The following is a 16,179-nucleotide window of genomic DNA, read 5'->3' as shown; positions in this document are numbered from 1 at the left end:
TTCGGCCCTACAGTTTCACGGTGAACAGCTCGCGCGAGCGCCGCCACATCCAGGCGACGACGCCGCAGGTCACCGCCGCGCCGGCGATCACCGACGGCACCGTGCCGAGCAGCTTGGCGGCGAGCCCGGATTCGAACGCGCCCAGCTCGTTCGACGAGCTGATGAAGATGCTGTTGACGGCCTGCACGCGGCCGCGCAGGTGATCCGGCGGCACCGCCTGCATGATGGTGTTGCGGATCACGACGCTGACGCTGTCGAACGCGCCGGTCGCGAACAGCGCCGCGATCGACAGCCAGAACCACTTCGACACCGCGAACACGAAGGTCGCCAGGCCGAAGCCGAGCACCGCCAGCAGCAGGTTGCGCCACGGCCGCGCCAGCGGCGGATGGTAGGCGCACCAGACCACGGTCAGCAGCGCGCCGATCGCCGGCGCCGCGCGCAGCAGGCCGAGCCCCTCGGGCCCGACGCGCAGGATGTCCTCGGCGAAGACCGGCAGCAGTGCGACCACGCCGCCGAACAGCACCGAGAACATGTCGAGCGAGATCGCGTAGAGGATGATCTTGTTGCCGAAAACGTAGTCGATGCCTTCGCGCAGGCTCGCCCACAGATTGCCGGCGCTGGCGCCGGGCGCCACCGGGCGCGGCTTCACGAACGAGATCAGCAGCAGACTGCCGGTGAACATCGCGACCACGACCGCCAGCGTGCCGGACAGGCCGCCGAGCGCGAACAGGAAGCCGGCCGACACCGGGCCGAGGATCGCGCCGGTCTGGAAGAAGGTGCTCCACCAGGTTGCGCTGTTGCCGTAGACCTCGCGCGGCACCAGAAAGGCGCGCAGCGAAGACGCCGCCGGCGAGTAGAAGCCGCGCGCGAAACCGACCAGCGCGATCAATCCGTAGGCGCTGAACAGCCAGACGTGGGGCGCCAGCTGCGCGCGCACGCCCGGCCATGACAGCGCCGCCAGCGCCAGCGAGCCGGCGAAGATCACCGCGATCGCGGCGCGGATGATGCCGCGCTTCTCGCGGCGGTCGGCGAGATGCCCGCCGAACAGCGCCAGCGTGATGAACGGCACCGCTTCGGCCAGACCGATCAGGCCGAGCGACAGCGGGTCGTGCGTAACGCGGTAGATCTCGTAGGCGAGCGCGACTTCCTGGATCAGCAGCCCGCAGCTGAGCAGGAAAGCGCCGACCGCCAGCGCCCGGAACTCCGGATAGCGCAGCGCGGCATACGGATCATGCCGCGCCGGCGCCGGCGTCTCAGGCATGCACCGGCACGGTCTCGAGACGGGCGACCACGGCGTGCGCGATCAGCTCGCGGGCGCGGGCCACGATCTCCTCCATCGCCGGCGTGCGCGCGAAGCGGCGGCGCGCCGTGCGATAGAGCTGGTCGAGACTCGGCAGCTCGGCGTGCACGTTCTGCAGCAGCTGCTCGCGGCGGCTCGCCATCTGCTCGGCCCAGTGCCGGCGCCAGTCGGCGATCGCCTGACCGCCGTGCAGCTCGGCCCAGCGCTTCTGCATGCGGTAGACGATGTGATCCGGCGAGAAGCGGCGCGCCAGCGCCTGCGCGACGCGCTCCTTGATCTCCGCCGACAGCGCGCGGCTGCCGTCGAGCACGTGCGCCGGCGGATCGCGCAGATCGGACACCAGACCGATCTTCTCCAGACCGCACAGCGTGTAGTAAGTGATGTCGATCTCCCACCACTTGAAGCCCTGGCGCGCCGAGGCCATGTAGTAGTGATGGTTGTTGTGCCAGCCCTCGCCGAGCGAGAGCAGCGCGAACAGCCAGTTGTTGCGCGAATCGTCGCCGGTCAGATAGCGCTGGCGGCCGAGCACGTGCACCAGCGAATTGATGCAGAAGGTCGCGTGCCAGAGCAGCACCGTCGACCAGATGAAGCCGACGACCAGCGCCGACCAGCCGCCGATCAGCCAGACGGTGATGCCGAGCGTGGCGCCCGGCACCCAGTGGTACTTGTTGAGCCAGCGCAGCTCGGGATACTTGGCGAAATCGGCGATGCGCTCGTAGTCGACCGCCTGCGCCTGCTTGTTGAAGATCCAGCCGAGGTGCGCGAACCAGAAGCCGTACTGGCGCGGCGAGTGCGCGTCGAGCTCGGTATCCGAGTAGCGGTGGTGATCGCGGTGCTTGGCCGCCCACCACAGGGCGCCCGACTGCAGCGACGACTGCGCGAGCCAGGCGAGCACGAACTGGAACACGCGGCCGGCCTTGTAGGCCTTGTGCGAGAAGTAGCGGTGGTAGCCGGCGGTGACGCCGAACATGCGCACCACGTAAAGCGCCACGCACAGGGCGACGTCGCTCCAGTGCACGCCGGTCCAGATCGCCGCGAAGCAGGCGAGGTGGATGGCGACGAACAGGACCAGCATCGGCCAGCTCGACGGATCGAAGCTGCGGGATTTAAGCGGAGTGTCCATCTAAGTCTTGCATCGACGGTGACAGCGCGACAGTGCGCCGGGAACAGCGGAAAAAGGATGCGAAAGTCGCGCCAGCAGCGGCATGCCCCCTCATTGGGCACCGTGCTCGCGCGTTTCAAGGAAGCGCACGTCCGGAAAGCGCTCCCGCGTCATGCTCAGATTCACCGAACTCGACGCCAGATAGACGAGCTGGCCGTAATGGTCGAGCGCCAGACGCGAATCGTTCTTGTCGCGGAATTCCCTGAGCTTCTTCGGATCGTCACATTCGACCCAGCGCGCCGTGTGCACCTGCACCGGCTCGAACACCGACTCGACGCCGTATTCGTCGCGCAGGCGGTACTGCACGACCTCGAACTGCAGCACGCCAACCGCGCCGAGCACGATGTCGTTGCTGATGACCGGCCGGTAGACCTGGGTCGCACCTTCCTCGGACAGCTGGTCGAGGCCCTTGTTCAGCTGCTTGGCCTTCAGCGGGTCCTTGAGCACGACGCGGCGGAACAGCTCCGGCGCGAAGTTCGGGATGCCGGTGAAGTTCAGCACCTCACCCTCGGAGAACGAGTCGCCGATCGAGATCGTGCCGTGGTTGTGCAGGCCGATGATGTCGCCCGGATAGGCTTCCTCGACCGCCTCGCGGTCGGCGGCCATGAACACCAGCGCGTTCGACACGCGCACCGGACCGTCGAGGCGCACGCTGTGGATGTTCATGCCCTTCTTGTAGACGCCCGAGCAGACGCGCAGGAAGGCGACGCGGTCGCGGTGCTTCGGGTCCATGTTCGCCTGGATCTTGAACACGAAGCCGGTGAACTTCTCCTCGTCCGGCTGCACGTCGCGCTCGCCGCCCGGCGTCTTGGCGTGCCGCGACTGCGGCGGCGGCGCCCAGGTGGTGAAGCCGTTCAGCAGCTCGCGCACGCCGAAGTTGTTGATCGCCGAGCCGAAGAACACCGGCGTCAGCTTCGCGGCGCGGTACTGGTCGAGATCGAACTCGGCACCAGCCATCTGCAGCAGTTCGATCTCGTCGCGCAGCTGCTGGTAGACGTGACCGAAGCGCTCGGCCAGCCCCGGCGCGTCGATGCCGTCAATGGTCTCGATCTCCGAGACGCGGTGCTTGTCGCCCGAGTACAGGTAGAAGCGGTCTTCGAGCAGGTGATAGACGCCCTTGAAGTCGCGGCCCATGCCGAGCGGCCAGGTCACCGGCGTGCACTGCAGGCCGAGCACTTTCTCGACCTCGTCGAGCAGCTCCAGCGGCGGCCGGCCTTCGCGGTCGAGCTTGTTGATGAAGGTGACGATCGGCGTGTCGCGCAGGCGGCAGACTTCCATCAGCTTGATCGTGCGCGCCTCGACGCCCTTGGCGGCGTCGATCACCATCAGCGCCGAGTCGACCGCCGTCAGCGTCCGGTAGGTATCTTCCGAGAAGTCCTCGTGGCCCGGCGTGTCGAGCAGGTTGACGATGCAGTCGTTGTACGGGAACTGCATCACCGAGGTGGTGATCGAGATGCCGCGCTGCTGTTCGAGCGCCATCCAGTCGGAAGTCGCGTGGCGGCTCGCCTTGCGCCCCTTCACCGTGCCGGCCAGCTGAATCGCACCGCCGAACAGCAGCAGCTTCTCGGTCAAGGTCGTCTTGCCGGCGTCGGGATGCGAAATGATGGCGAACGTGCGGCGCCGCGCCGCGCGCTCGGCGATAACACTCATGGAGGCCTCCGGGTGGGCGCGCATTGTACCCGCTGCACCGCCCCGCACGCCGCCGCGCCGGCCGGGGTCCGGCGGGCAGCGACGAACGGTCGCCCTACCCCGCCGGAGCGGCTGGCAACGGCGCTGCACGCCCCGCCGCGGCCGCCGCGCCGCGCGGCACTGCGGCCGGGCCGCGCCGGCGGACGGCGAACGCGCGGCGAGCGCCCCCGCCGCCTCAGGCGGCGCGCACGCCCAGTATCGCGCCGCGCTCGCGCAGGCGGGCCAGCAGGGCGCCGCCGGCGGCGAACGCGACGTCCGGCGCCAGGCCGTGATGCGCCGCCAGTGCGCTCAGCTGGGCGCGCCCGCTGCGCTGCGGCGCGCGACGCAGGCTGTCGACCAGCGCCGCGCCGAGCGCGTCGACCTCCAGGAAACGCACCGTGCCGGCGGCGTCGCGGTTGAGCAGCAGGAACACCGGCACGGCGAGCGGCGCCGCCGGCTGCAGCGCCGCGCCGATGCGGTGCACCGGCCAGTCGTAGGCCTGCAGCACGACCAGCGGCGACAGCACCGGCACGCCGTCGAGCAGGTCGCCGTCGCGCAGCGGCCCGGGCTCGGCCGGGTCCGGCGCCGCCGCCAGCCAGGCCTCCAGCCACTCGTAATGCGCCAGCGCCGCCGCGTAGGCCGGCAGCGGCGGCCCGCCGTCGCGGTGCTCCAGATAGCGCACGAACTCGCCGCCGAGCGCCCGGAACAGCGGCGTGCGGCAGTGGTGGCGGAGCAGGAAGTCGTCGCGGCAGGCGTCCCAGGTCGCCGCCGCGAGTGTGCGCCGCAGCACCGGAAACACTCGCGCCAGCGCGCGGTCGACGTTATCGCGCAGCAGCCGCCGGTACAGCGCCAGGCGCGCCGGATCGAGCCCGGCCGGCGCCGGCAGCGACGGATCGCGCAGGGCCCGGGCGAACGCGTGCTGGCGCGCGGCGAGCGCGGTCTCGCTCATGCGCTCGCGGCCTGCAGGCGGCGGATCGTGTCCAGCTCGGCGCACAGCTCGGCGAACGGCGGCAGCGCGCTGTCGCGTTCGAGCAGCGTCGGCCGCGCGCCGAAACGCCGGCAGGCATACGCATAGAGTTCCCAGACCGCCGGCGCCACCGCCTCGCCGTGCGTGTCGACGCAGACGCCATCGTCGCCGCGCCGGTGACCGGCGATGTGGAAGCCGCGCACGCGCGCCGCCGGCAGCGCGTCGATGAAGGCGCGCGGGTCGTAGCCGTGATTGCGGCCGTTGACGTAGACGTTGTTGACGTCGAGCAGCAGCTCGCAGTCGGCCGCGTCGAGCACCGCGGCGATGAACTGCGGCTCGTCGAGCTCGCCGCCGAGGCTCGCGTAATAGCTGATGTTCTCCAGCGCCAGGCGGCGGCCGGTCAGCGCCTGCACGCGGCGCACGCGCGCGGCGACGTGCTCGACCGCCTCGGCGCTGAACGGCATCGGCAGCAGCTCGTAGAGCTGGCCGTCGTCGGCGCACCAGCTCAGGTGCTCGCTGTAGTCGTCGATGCCGAACGCATCGAGGAAGCGCGCCACTTGGCCGACGAAGTCGAGATCGAGCGGCGCGAAGCCGCCGAGCGACAGCGACAGCCCGTGCGCCTTCAGCGCAAAGCGGGCCGCCAGCGCGCGCAGACGGCGCGCGTCGCGGCCGCCGAGCTCGAGCCAGTTTTCGGGCGCGAGTTCGAGAAAGTCGAGCGGCGCGTCCTCACCTTCCAGCGCGTCGAGCAGACCGCGGCGCAGGCCGAGGCCGACGCGCCCGCGGTCGTTCAACGCGCCGGCGGCGGCGCGCTGCCGCACATGCCCTCGCCGCAGGCGTGCTCGGCGGCCTTGTCGGCCTTGCCGTTCGCCTTGTCGGCAGCCTTTTCCGCCGCCTTGTCGGCCGTCTTGTCGGCGGCTTTGCCGGCATCGGCCGGCTGCGACGCCGGCGCGGCAACCGGGGCCGCCGGCGTCTTCGGCGCCGGCTCGGTGTTGGCGGCCAGCTCGTAGCCGCGGCCGAGGTCAGTGGCGGCGAAACCGTTGGCGGCGCCGGCGGCGAAGGCGGCGCCGAGCGCCAGCGCGAGCGACTTGCAGGCAGGGGTTTTCATCGATGGCTCCGGCATGGGCGGACGGGTCCGCGTCGTGGGATCAGGCGGCGAGAATGCCAGCCTCGTAATTGCGCAGCCAGTCGAGGAACTGCTCCTCCGGCATCGCACGGCTGAAGAAGAAGCCCTGCATCAGACGCACGCCGAGCTTCCGCATCAGGCGCATGTCGTCCTCGGTCTCGACGCCTTCGGAAATCAGCGTGATGTCGAGCGCGCTGGTCAGCTGCACGAGGCTGCGGATGATTTCCTGCACGCGGCGGTTCTGCGCCGCGGCACGCGTCAGCACCGGATCGATCTTGAGTCCGCCGACATCGAAGCGATACAGATGCGTTAGCGACGAATAGCCGGTGCCGAAGTCGTCGAGCGACAGCATCACGCCGAGATTGCGCAGGTCGTCGAGCACGAGGCTGACGTCGTCGACGTTGCCGACCAGCGCCGTCTCGGTGACCTCGGCGACCAGATGGGCCGGATTGATGCTGCTCTCCTTGAGCGCCTCGCGCACGATGTCGAGCACGTTCGCCGACAGCAGCTTGGCGGACAGATTGAACGACACGCGCAGCTCGTAGCCGCGATCGTTCCAGTTGCGGAAGGTGGTACAGGCGCGCGCCAGCACGGCGCGCGTCATGTCGGCGATCAGGTCCGAGCCCTCGGCGACGAAGATGAACTCGCTCGGCAGCGTGACGCGGCCGTCCGGCTGGCGCCAGCGCGTCAGCGTCTCGGCGCCGACGACCTTGCGGCGCGCGACGTCGACAATCGGCTGGAAGAACGGCACGAACTGGCCCTGGCGCAGGCCGCTGCGGATCTGCTCGGTCAGCGCCAGATGGCGGCGCAGACGATGCGTGTGGCCGCGCTCGCCGAAGCGCAGGTGGCCGGCGCCCTCGCTGCGCGCCAGGCGCAGCGCCTCGAGGCAGACGTTGACGTATTCCTCCGGATCGCGCGCGTCGTCCGGATACACCGCGCCGCCGGCGTTGGCGGTCAGCAGGAAGCGCTGCTCGTCGACCTCGACCGGCTGCGCGAGGCGCAGCAGCGCCTCGGCGGCGATGCGCTTGAGATCGACGCGGGTCACCGCCTCGGTGCTGCCGCGGTCGATCAGCAGGGCGATCGTCTCGGCGTCGACGCGGAAGGTCTGCGTCGGCAGCACGTCCAGATTGCGCAGGCGTTCGCCGGCCGTGCGCATCGCCGCCTCGGCCAGCCGCGTGCCGAAGCCGCTGCGGATCGCCACGTAAGTGTCGACGCCGATCAGCAGCAGGCCGTGCGTGCCATCGATCGGCCGCAGGCGACGCACCTCGCGCAGCTCGGCGTCGAGGCTGTTGCGATTCGGCAGGCCGCTGCCCGGATCGAGATAGGCGATGCGGCGGATGTGCTCGGCCTGCGCCTGGATGCGCCGCATCGCGCGCACGATGTCGCCGAATTCGTCGGCGGTCTCGATCATGTTGCTGTTCGGCTGGCGGCCGGTCAGCACCGCGTTGAGGCTGCCGGTGACCGAGCCGAGCGGCCGCAGCACGCGCCGGTACGCGAACACCGACAGCGCCACCGACAGCAGCAGCGCACCGAGCACCGCGCCGAGCGCGATGGCGAGCCGGCGGTGCAGCCGCGTGAATTCGGTCGCCGTATCTCGCAGCCCCTCGGCGTTGTCGCGCTCCATCAACGTCGACAGCTGCCGGCCGGCGCGATCGTCGAGCGCCGCGCCGAGGCGCACCGCCTGCTCGGCGCGCGCGGCATCGAGCGGCGGCTGCAGCAGGGCCTCGAGCTGGGCGTCGCCGTCCTCGATGTACTGGCGCAGCGCGGTGACGCCGGCCTCGTTGCGGGACGGCAGGAAGGCAAGCTGGTTGCGGACCATGGCGCGGGCCGACTGCAGCCGCGCCAGCGCCAGCGCCGGATCGGCGCCGGCCGCGAGGTCGGCCTGCAGCGCGGCGCTCTCGCGGCGGACATCGGCCAGCGCGCGCTGCAGCACCACCGTCATCGCCACGCGGTTGGCACGGCCGAGCACGTCCGACTCGATGTCGCGGTCGGCATCGAGGGACGGCACGATCACCAGCCCGGCCAGCACGATGGCCAGGTTCACCAGGATCATTACGGCCAGGAGTTTGGTCCGGACCCTCATCGCCGACAGCTATTCCCCCATTTACCCACTATGGACATCCATCTTCATTCTACGGGGAGGATAACGACAAGCCGAGGCCGATGGTTACTATTCTTTACAAAGCGCAGCGCATCCTTGCGCGCCCCGGGCCTATAACGTCGACGCCATCACTTGTGGCGCATCCGACCCCGGAGTCGACAATGAAACTTTCCTTCAAACAGGCCTCGCTCGGCGCCGCGCTGGCACTCGCCGCCGCCACGACCGCGGCTTTCGCCGCCGCGCCGGCCGCCGCACCGCTGCCGCCGCCGGCGGCCGAAGCCGACGCGCCCGAGCTCGCCCCGGCGCCGGGCGGGCGCGGCCTGCACCATGCGATGCGGCACGGCGAAGGCCGCGGCCGCGCCGGCAACCCGATGCACGTCGGTCCCGGCGGCCCGCTGGGGCGCGAGCTGCGCGGCCTGGACCTCAGTGACGCGCAGCAGGACGCGATCGACGACATTTCCGTCAAGCATCACCGCGAACGGCGCGACCTGTTCAAGCGCGAGCGCGATCTGCACCGCAGCCTCGCCGCGCTCGATCCGCAGGCCAAGGACTACGTCGCGCAGAGCGACAAGCTCGCCGAGCAGGCCGGCCAGATCGAACGCGACCAGCTGCGCCTGCGCGCCCGCGTCAGCTCCGAGCTGGTCGCGACCCTGACCCCGGAACAGGCCCGGCAGCTGCAGGAGCGCCGCGCCGAGCGCGCGAAACGCCATGCCGAGCGCCCGCAGGCCCCGCCGCGCGCGCATGACTGACGGTTCCGAACCGATCGCGGCGCCTGCGGGCGCCGCGACCGCGTAAAGTGGCGGCGATCATGAGCCTGGAATCCGGCAAACCGCGCGTGCTGCTCGCCGACGACGACGTCGGCTTTTGCGAGTTGCTGTCCGAATACCTGCGCAGTCAGGGCTTCGAGGTCGACGCCGTCCATGACGGCCTGGCCGCGATCGAACAGGCCGGGCGCGGCGCGCACGACGTGCTGGTGCTCGACGTGATGATGCCGAAGGCCGACGGCTTCCGCGTACTCGAACGCCTGCGCAGCAGCCACCGCCTGCCGGTCGTCATGCTGACCGCGCGCGGCGAGGACGTCGACCGCATCGTCGGCCTCGAACTCGGCGCCGACGACTACGTCGCCAAGCCCTGCAACCCGCGCGAGCTGGCCGCCCGCCTGCGCGCCGTGCTGCGCCGCTCGCACCCGGCCGCCGCCGACCCGGCGCCGCTGCGCTGCGGCGATCTCGAACTGGTACCGGCCGCGCGCCTGGTGAAAGTCGGCGGCCGTCCGGTCGAGCTGACCGGCGCCGAGTTCGACGTGCTGCGCGCGCTGATCGAGGACGCCGGCCAGGTGATCGCCAAGGAAGACCTTTCGCGGCGCGCGCTGAACCGCCGGCTCGGCGCCTTCGACCGCTCGATCGACATGCACGTCAGCCGCCTGCGCCAGAAGCTCGGCCCGCACAGCGACGGCTCGCCGCGCGTGCGCTCGGTGCGCAACCGCGGCTATCTCTACGCCGCTACCGAATGACGCACCGGCCGCCTGCCCCGTTGCGCGCCGCGCGCACCCGTCCGGAGTCCTGCTGATGCGCCTGCGCACGCGTCTGGCGCTGTGGTTCACGCTCGGCATCGTCGTCACCGTGGCGATGAGCTTCACGCTCGGCTCGCAGCTCTGGCGCCTGATGTACCGCGAATATGACGCCGCCGCCGAAGCGCGCACCGCCGCGGCGCTGCTCGCGGAGGAAGGCCCGCGCGCCGTCGAGCGCTGGCAACGCCAGCTGCGCCGCGAGGACGGCATCTACCGCCTGCTGCTCGACGAGCACGGCGCGCCGCTGACCGGCCACGACGGCCCGCCGCCGCCGCGTCTGCGCGACGCCATCGCCGCGTCCGAAGCCGGCAACAGCCTCGTGCAGCTGCCCGGCGGCGCCCTGCTCAAGACCGCCATCGTGCTGACTGAGGACGGCCACCGCCTGCGCTGGGTCGCCGTCATCCCGCCGCCGCGCGGCCCGGACATGCGCCGCCTCGACACGCTGCTGCTGCTGGCCGTCGGCATCGTCGTCATGACGCTTTCCGCCTGGCTCGTCGCACGCCGCATCACGCAACCGGTCGCCGCGCTGCAGCGCGCCAGCCGCGCCGTCGCCGAAGGTCACCTCGACGCGCGCGTGCCGGCCGAGGTCGCCGGCCGCCACGACGAGATCGGCGCGCTGGCCGTCGACTTCAATCACATGGCCGAGCGCCTGCAGCGCCTGCTCGACGCGCAGCAGCAGCTGCTGCGCGACATCTCGCATGAACTGCGCTCGCCGCTCGCGCGCCTGCAGATCGCCGCCGAGCTGGCGCGCGACACGCACGCCGACGCGCAGTTCGACCGCATCGAAACCGAAGCCGCCAAGCTCGAGGAGCTGATCGCCCAGCTGCTGCTGATCGCCCGCCTCGAGCACCGCGAGACGCCGCTCGGAAGCGAAGTGCTCGAACTCGACGGACTGGTCGAAGCCCTGTGCGAGGACGCCCGCTTCGAGGCCCGCGCACGCGGCATCGAAGTGCGCAGCCAGCTGCAGCCCGACGTCCACGTGCGCGGGCAGGAGAACCTGCTGCACAGTGCGATCGAGAACGTCGTGCGCAACGCCATCCGCTACACCGCGCCCGGCAGCGCCGTCGAGGTCCGCCTGCAGGCGGTCGGCGGGCGCTGCACGATCGAGGTGGAAGACCGCGGCCCCGGCATTCCCGCCGACCGCCTCGAAGCCGTGTTCCAGCCGTTCGTGCGCGTCTCCGAGGCGCGCGAGCGCGAAAGCGGCGGCTACGGACTGGGCCTGGCGATCGCCAAGCGCGTCATCGAAGCCAGCGGCGGCCGCATCGCCGCCGAAAACCGCGACGGCGGCGGCCTGCGCGTGCGCATCGAGCTGCCCATCGCGCCACCGCCCTGAGCGCATTCCGGTCCGCCGCGCCCTTCGCGTAAGATGCGCGCTCCGCGCGGGCCTATAGCTCAATGGTTAGAGCAGGAGACTCATAATCCCGCGTTTGGGATTTTCAGAAGTCGAAGGCGCTGGTTGGGGAAAGTGTAAAAAGGGCCTATAGCTCAATCGGTTAGAGCAGCGAACTCATAATTCGTAGGTTCTCGGTTCAAGTCCGGGTGGGCCCACCAATTTGATTATGGCTCCGGCATGGCTCCGGCTTATACGGGCATTTACCGTTGCCCTTTTGCTGCTTCTTTTGGCTCGCCAGCAGGTATCCTCGCCTGAGAAAAAGAGCCTCGGAGTTGCCTGTGCCAAAAGAAATCCCTGGCATTCCTACGGAAGTGTTGCTGCGTGAGTTGTCGCAGCTTGATGGGATGCTGCTGGTGACCCCCCAGCAGGCGTCCATCATTCTCTCAAGAACACCGAAGCAACTCAGCGATGACCGAGCGGCAGGCCGTCCCCCGCCATTCACAAAGGTGGGTGGATCGAACCGGTACAGCATTCAGGCAATCCGCGAGTACGTTCGAGGCAATACGTTCAAGAGCACTGCCCAAGCCTCAAGCCATGAACGGAAGCTCACCAGTGGCTTGATGAGTGCTTCTTTCAGTGCCTTCATGAACGAAGGCCATGACTCACTGTGGCCCTTCATGATCGAGGCCGGGAAACCGCTGGAATTCTTCCACTCTCTGACGCAGAACCTATCTGAAGACACGGAAGGCCAGTGGCTGACACTTCCTCAGTATCTGGCAGCAAGGCAGAAGCACTTAGATGCCGAGAGGGCGGCCGAGCAGGACGCAACGATTAAGGCTGACATGGCCCACAAAGATTTGCCGACTGGTGAAGACCGCCCAGTTCTATAAGCCGGTGTAGCGTTTCCGCTTCTTTCCTGCTGGAAGGTTTTTGCCTTCAATCAGGCCGTCAATTTGCGCCTTCTGCAGCAGTGGCTGAATGCCAGCCAGTATCAGGGGATGCGCTTCTGCCGGTGGCATGATGAGGACATGGGCAGGCACATGGATGGCCGCCCCCAGCGTTACCAGTGAGTCGATGCTGGCCCCGCTGGTTCCCCGCTCGATGGCACCCACAAGGCTGCGGTCTACATTGACCCGCTCTGCCAACTGTTCCTGGGTCAGCCCCAGCAGGGTCCTGCCGTACTTGAGGTTCATCCCAAGATGGCGGCGGATGGTTGTGTTTCGTGCTCCTTTTGGCATTCGCCCATGTTCTCGGGAGACATGCCGTCTATACAGCCAACTAGGCTACCGCTAGGCTATCTGTACTCCCATTTTGGGAGAATTACGGGAGCCACGCATGAAAAAAGTAGCGGTTGGGGGTTTTGCTGTCCTGTTGTCGGCCTGCGCTTCAATGGCTGTCACAGATCAAAGGCTGGAACAGAACACGGCCTTTGCCTTGGGCCTGGACGTGGGAGATTTCACGATCGCAAACCGCATGGATGAAGGGCTGAAAACGACCTACTCAGTGAAGACGAAGGCCGGCAAGCAATACAACTGCTATGTGATGGGCACCATTGGCATCACTGGCAAGAACGTCTCAGACGCCATCTGCAACGAGAAGGGGAAACCTGCTGTTAATCCCCTGACCGGAAAGTAAGGCGGCACCCATGAGACTGCTTATCTATTTGGCAATTTCAGGTGGCCTCTGCTTCTTCATGTGGACCCACCTGCAAGTAATGCGCTCAAGGCGGATTTCCACCAAAGCGATACCGGGCTACGAAAGAACGCAGGCCGGGGCTGGGAAATGGAAGTTCACCGTTTCCCCGAATGTTGATCAAGGCAAATACCTTGGCACCTCCTTCATCACTCTGGTGGGAGGCTTCATCGGCGGATTTATTGGGATGATGTGCCTTGCCGTTATTGTTACGGGGGACAAGGACGTCAACTTGGGCTTGGCAACAGGCATCGCGGGTTTAATCGTTACTCCGGCCATCTTTGCTACCTGGCTGACGGTGCTCTGGCGCCATTCTGCAAAGAAGGGCTTCCAGAAGCAGACGCTCGGCCGCCCCTATGAATTTGTAGTCAGTGAAAATGAACTGACGCTCGATGGCCGGACTTACCCTGTGTCTTCGATTGCTCGGGTTCTGACACGTAATGTCATGACGGGCAAAGAGTCCACCTCTACAACGATTGTGGGCACATCAGGGACCATGATGGCCGCAGGTGTTGCAAATGCCATCACTGATTCAATTCGCCAAGCTCGTGAAGCTCAGGTGGCAGCAGTGGGTAACATGGTTTGCTTCGAGGCAGGGGGCAATAGGCACATCATTGGCAGCGCCCTGAATGAAGCGCAGGCATATGGCCTCATGGCAGAAGTTGGCAACATTATGGGCTTCCGCTGATTTCTTGTACTCAACAGAACCTGCCACCAAGCAATTGATGGCAGGTTTTTCTTTACCCGCTTCCGTTCAAGCCTTCGGACTCCTGAAAGAAGTATCGGACGTACTCGGGTATCAAACAAAATAGACATATCGTCGAGTTCACTCTGTCGCTACTTATCACGCCAAGAACAATGAAGACCTATAACGCCAATCTTTTAGCCATTCTTTCTTTTGCTCCATCTTGCGCGTTCGCTTACTTCAACACCGCCTTTCTGCAGGTTGATACAGCCGGACAGTCAAAAATCACTGCATTTGATGACGAGGGAAAGCAAAAGACGCTTTCCCTTGCCCTCACAGGCTTTAAGGCGGTGGGTCTCGATCAAAACGTCGTCAATGGCGACATCTATGTACTAGGCATCAAGACAGAAGCCGGTGGGCGGCAGTGCCAAGTCTTCACGGTCAATTCGAAAGGCTCAACATCAAGCCCCTTCCGTTCATTTCAATGCAACTCAGGGAACCCGCGCGACATTGAAGTAATTTCAGGCGAAGGGGAGCACGTAATTCCCAATGGAAGCACGGCTTATCACTATGACCCTGCCACGAAAGAATATGAGACTTATCGTTTCGTCTATGCTGCGGGTGATCAAAGTGCAGGCACCACGCCTGACATTGTTGCAATTTCAGAGCCAGCAGAAGGCTTGATCGTCAATGGTGTGCATCCTTCTCCACTTGCCTTGGACGCTGGGAAAGGTCGGCAGTATGCGAATTTGAACTACACTAGCACCTACCAGACTCGGGGTTTCACGGTCACTTGGAACCCAGAAACTGACATCAATACCAGCACAAAAAACGTGGTGCTTCACACTGTTGGTCCGGCCAATATTCCGGATGCAACTGGGCAGAATAATTCGGGCAATATCTCAAATTCTGGCGTGCTAACAGACGCCGTGAGTTTGGATCAAGGAGCGTCAGGGCAGGTCCACATTTTTTATGTTGGGGTGCCCTACAACAATCCCTATGGATTTGGCGATCGTTCACAGGCTCAAGACACGTATTGTCCCGGAAACAGTGCTGGTGATTTTTCTGGCAGCCTTGGCAATTCGAACAACAGTGCAGATGGCACAGGCAGCCCAGACAGCATTCCGGGCTTCATGGCTCTTTGCGACCATCCTTCAGAAAATGGGCTGAGCAGCGTCGTGGCAGTTGCTGATTTATCGAAAGCAACCGCAGATGACGACACGGATCAAGGTGGCGGTGGCTCCATCGATCCATTTCTTCTTCTGCCACTGCTGGCATTAGGGCTTGTTCGTTTGCGTCCCTCCAAAAAGGGGCAACACATGAGCCTAAATAAGCCTTCGGGACCTTAGTGCTGGCAGCTTCACGGCGGGCACTGGTGGACCTGTGGCTACTGGTGTGGCCGTTGGCCTGCTGGGGAATGTGGGGCCTGTGCTGCTGGCCCCCTTCTGCTTCGCTTTCTGGTCCAACTGCTGAGCAAGCTGGGACTTCAGGTTCTCAATCTGTTTCTTGAGGCTGGCACGCTGCTGGCTGACTTTGGGGTTAAAAGCACCAGGTAACGCTGCAAGCTGAGCTTCTAGGGCATCGATTTGGCTGATGGTGGCTTCTATCGAGCCATCCATTGAACTGCCCGAACTGCTGGACATTGATGGAGCCTGCTGGCCTGCCAGATGTGCAACCAGATTTCCAAACTGCTCAAAGCGAGCATGTGGGCTTGAGGTGGCAATGGGTCCAGAAGGTCTTGCCTTGCTGGGTTCGGCGCTCAGGCCCAGCATTGCCAGCGCTTCCTTCTTGATCTCGATGGGATTGATTTCTGCTTTCAGCAGGTCGATGAATTCCCGCTGCTGCTGGAAGTTCTCGGCCCTAATCTGAACATTCACTGCCTTCCTGTGTTCGCTGCCTGCTCCATGCCCTTCCTTGATGGTGGGCCGTCTGTTGGCATGGACCAAGGCTTTGAGATCGCCGGCATCTGCTGCTGCCTGCTGCTGATCCAGCAAAGAACGATGGTCAACACGCACGCTGAAACCTGCATGAGCAAGGTGTTCGTTAGTGACATCAGCGACCAGCTTTCTGACTTCCAGAATGGCAGGATTGAAGCGCTTGCCGTCTTCATCCTTGGCCTTGGCCATCTCATCGAGTTCGCGGGTTTTGTCGGTGAAGCCTCCTGCTTCCAGCTTTCTGGTTGAAGCCAGCATGTGTACATGGTGGTTGAGGCCACCGGGCTTGTCTGGCAGATGGACATTGAACTGCAAGGCAAAGCCAAAGCGTTCAACCAGCTTTGAACCTAAATCCCTGCAAAGCTCGATCTGAACCGCCCCGGAAATTCCGGAGGCTGTTTGGTTTGAGTCACGCTGCCAGCGGCAGCGCGGCCTGTTGCCGATAGTAAGCCTCTTCGGCTTCCGCTGGCGGGATGTTCCCGATCGGCCCTAGCAGTCGCTTGTGGTTGAACCAGTCCACCCAATCCAGCGTGGCCAGTTCGACCGCTTCGAGGTTCCTCCACGAGCGCCGGTGAATCACCTCGGCCTTGTACAGCCCGTTGATCGTCTCGGCCAGCGCGTTGTCGTAGGAATCGCCGACGCTGCCA

General features: G+C 65.9%; 17 protein-coding genes and 1 tRNA gene. 8 read left to right on the top strand and 10 right to left on the bottom strand.

Translation table 11 applies throughout. The features are described from left to right. Nucleotides 1-7 precede the first annotated feature (7 nt). From H149_RS0114750 to H149_RS0114720, 7 genes are all read right to left on the bottom strand, one after another. The gene (locus H149_RS0114750) at nt 8-1,261 is read right to left on the bottom strand and encodes an MFS transporter (RefSeq protein ID WP_020650535.1); all 1,254 of its coding nucleotides are present in this window, start codon (nt 1,259-1,261) and stop codon (nt 8-10) included. Beyond that, nucleotides 1,254-2,423 carry an acyl-CoA desaturase gene (locus tag H149_RS0114745; RefSeq protein ID WP_026353198.1) on the bottom strand — a complete coding sequence of 390 codons (1,170 nt, stop codon included), beginning with the start codon at nt 2,421-2,423 and terminating at the stop codon, nt 1,254-1,256. The genes H149_RS0114750 and H149_RS0114745 overlap by 8 nt, the downstream gene beginning before the upstream one ends. A 90-nt stretch (nt 2,424-2,513) precedes the next feature. Beyond that, a complete protein-coding gene (locus tag H149_RS0114740; RefSeq protein ID WP_020650533.1) occupies nt 2,514-4,112 on the bottom strand; it encodes a peptide chain release factor 3 in 1,599 nt (532 codons plus the stop codon). Nucleotides 4,113-4,326: 214 nt separating this feature from the next. After that, nucleotides 4,327-5,079 carry an HvfC family RiPP maturation protein gene (locus H149_RS0114735; RefSeq protein ID WP_020650532.1) on the bottom strand — a complete coding sequence of 251 codons (753 nt, stop codon included), beginning with the start codon at nt 5,077-5,079 and terminating at the stop codon, nt 4,327-4,329. Continuing rightward, nucleotides 5,076-5,888, bottom strand: coding sequence for an MbnB/TglH/ChrH family RiPP precursor modification enzyme (locus H149_RS0114730; protein ID WP_026353197.1), 813 nt, complete (start codon nt 5,886-5,888; stop codon nt 5,076-5,078). The genes H149_RS0114735 and H149_RS0114730 overlap by 4 nt, the downstream gene beginning before the upstream one ends. Next, nucleotides 5,885-6,202 carry a hypothetical protein gene (locus H149_RS0114725; RefSeq protein ID WP_026353196.1) on the bottom strand — a complete coding sequence of 106 codons (318 nt, stop codon included), beginning with the start codon at nt 6,200-6,202 and terminating at the stop codon, nt 5,885-5,887. The genes H149_RS0114730 and H149_RS0114725 overlap by 4 nt, the downstream gene beginning before the upstream one ends. Before the next feature lie 40 nt (nt 6,203-6,242). Continuing rightward, complete coding sequence (locus H149_RS0114720; protein ID WP_169518361.1) at nt 6,243-8,264, bottom strand: putative bifunctional diguanylate cyclase/phosphodiesterase; 2,022 nt, start codon at nt 8,262-8,264, stop codon at nt 6,243-6,245. Nucleotides 8,265-8,482: 218 nt separating this feature from the next. Here H149_RS0114720 and H149_RS22300 point away from each other — a divergent pair, with 218 nt between their 5' ends. The 5 genes from H149_RS22300 (at nt 8,483) to H149_RS23330 (ending at nt 12,111) form a co-directional block, all read left to right on the top strand. Continuing rightward, nucleotides 8,483-9,070: a Spy/CpxP family protein refolding chaperone gene (locus tag H149_RS22300; RefSeq protein ID WP_020650528.1), complete on the top strand. Its 588-nt coding sequence runs from the start codon at nt 8,483-8,485 to the stop codon at nt 9,068-9,070. Between the two features lie 59 nt (nt 9,071-9,129). Further along, a complete protein-coding gene (locus H149_RS0114710) occupies nt 9,130-9,831 on the top strand; it encodes a response regulator transcription factor (RefSeq protein ID WP_039749110.1) in 702 nt (233 codons plus the stop codon). Nucleotides 9,832-9,886: 55 nt separating this feature from the next. After that, nucleotides 9,887-11,221 (top strand): ATP-binding protein, encoded by a 1,335-nt coding sequence (locus H149_RS22295; RefSeq protein WP_020650526.1) that lies wholly within the window; start codon nt 9,887-9,889, stop codon nt 11,219-11,221. Between the two features lie 141 nt (nt 11,222-11,362). Then, nucleotides 11,363-11,439, top strand: a tRNA-Ile gene (locus H149_RS0114700). A 120-nt stretch (nt 11,440-11,559) separates the two neighbouring features. Beyond that, nucleotides 11,560-12,111, top strand: coding sequence for a hypothetical protein (locus H149_RS23330; protein WP_154654837.1), 552 nt, complete (start codon nt 11,560-11,562; stop codon nt 12,109-12,111). Here the strand turns inward: H149_RS23330 and H149_RS22830 are convergent. Continuing rightward, nucleotides 12,106-12,414 carry a helix-turn-helix domain-containing protein gene (locus H149_RS22830; protein ID WP_039749101.1) on the bottom strand — a complete coding sequence of 103 codons (309 nt, stop codon included), beginning with the start codon at nt 12,412-12,414 and terminating at the stop codon, nt 12,106-12,108. The genes H149_RS23330 and H149_RS22830 overlap by 6 nt on opposite strands. A 142-nt stretch (nt 12,415-12,556) precedes the next feature. Here H149_RS22830 and H149_RS21155 point away from each other — a divergent pair, with 142 nt between their 5' ends. The 3 genes from H149_RS21155 to H149_RS23320 all read left to right on the top strand — a co-directional run bounded on the left by H149_RS21155 (nt 12,557) and on the right by H149_RS23320 (nt 14,947). Then, on the top strand, nt 12,557-12,856 hold the full coding sequence (locus H149_RS21155; protein WP_211213613.1) for a hypothetical protein: 300 nt from the start codon (nt 12,557-12,559) through the stop codon (nt 12,854-12,856). Nucleotides 12,857-12,866: 10 nt separating this feature from the next. Further along, on the top strand, nt 12,867-13,601 hold the full coding sequence (locus tag H149_RS23325; protein ID WP_154654836.1) for a hypothetical protein: 735 nt from the start codon (nt 12,867-12,869) through the stop codon (nt 13,599-13,601). A gap of 170 nt (nt 13,602-13,771) precedes the next feature. Then, nucleotides 13,772-14,947, top strand: a complete 1,176-nt coding sequence (locus tag H149_RS23320) for a hypothetical protein (protein WP_154654835.1) — start codon at nt 13,772-13,774, stop codon at nt 14,945-14,947. Here H149_RS23320 and H149_RS22825 read toward each other — a convergent pair. Together H149_RS22825 and H149_RS0114670 are read right to left on the bottom strand one after the other, a co-directional pair. Further along, on the bottom strand, nt 14,924-15,901 hold the full coding sequence (locus H149_RS22825; protein WP_281167593.1) for a MobA/MobL family protein: 978 nt from the start codon (nt 15,899-15,901) through the stop codon (nt 14,924-14,926). The genes H149_RS23320 and H149_RS22825 overlap by 24 nt on opposite strands. 40 nt (nt 15,902-15,941) lie before the next feature. Continuing rightward, a partial coding sequence (locus tag H149_RS0114670) for an integrase core domain-containing protein (RefSeq protein ID WP_020650521.1) occupies nt 15,942-16,179 on the bottom strand: 238 nt, incomplete at its 5' end.

Source organism: Solimonas variicoloris DSM 15731 (genome assembly GCF_000382285.1).
Classification (GTDB): domain Bacteria; phylum Pseudomonadota; class Gammaproteobacteria; order Nevskiales; family Nevskiaceae; genus Solimonas; species Solimonas variicoloris.
This window is presented reverse-complemented; position numbering and strand designations above follow the sequence as displayed.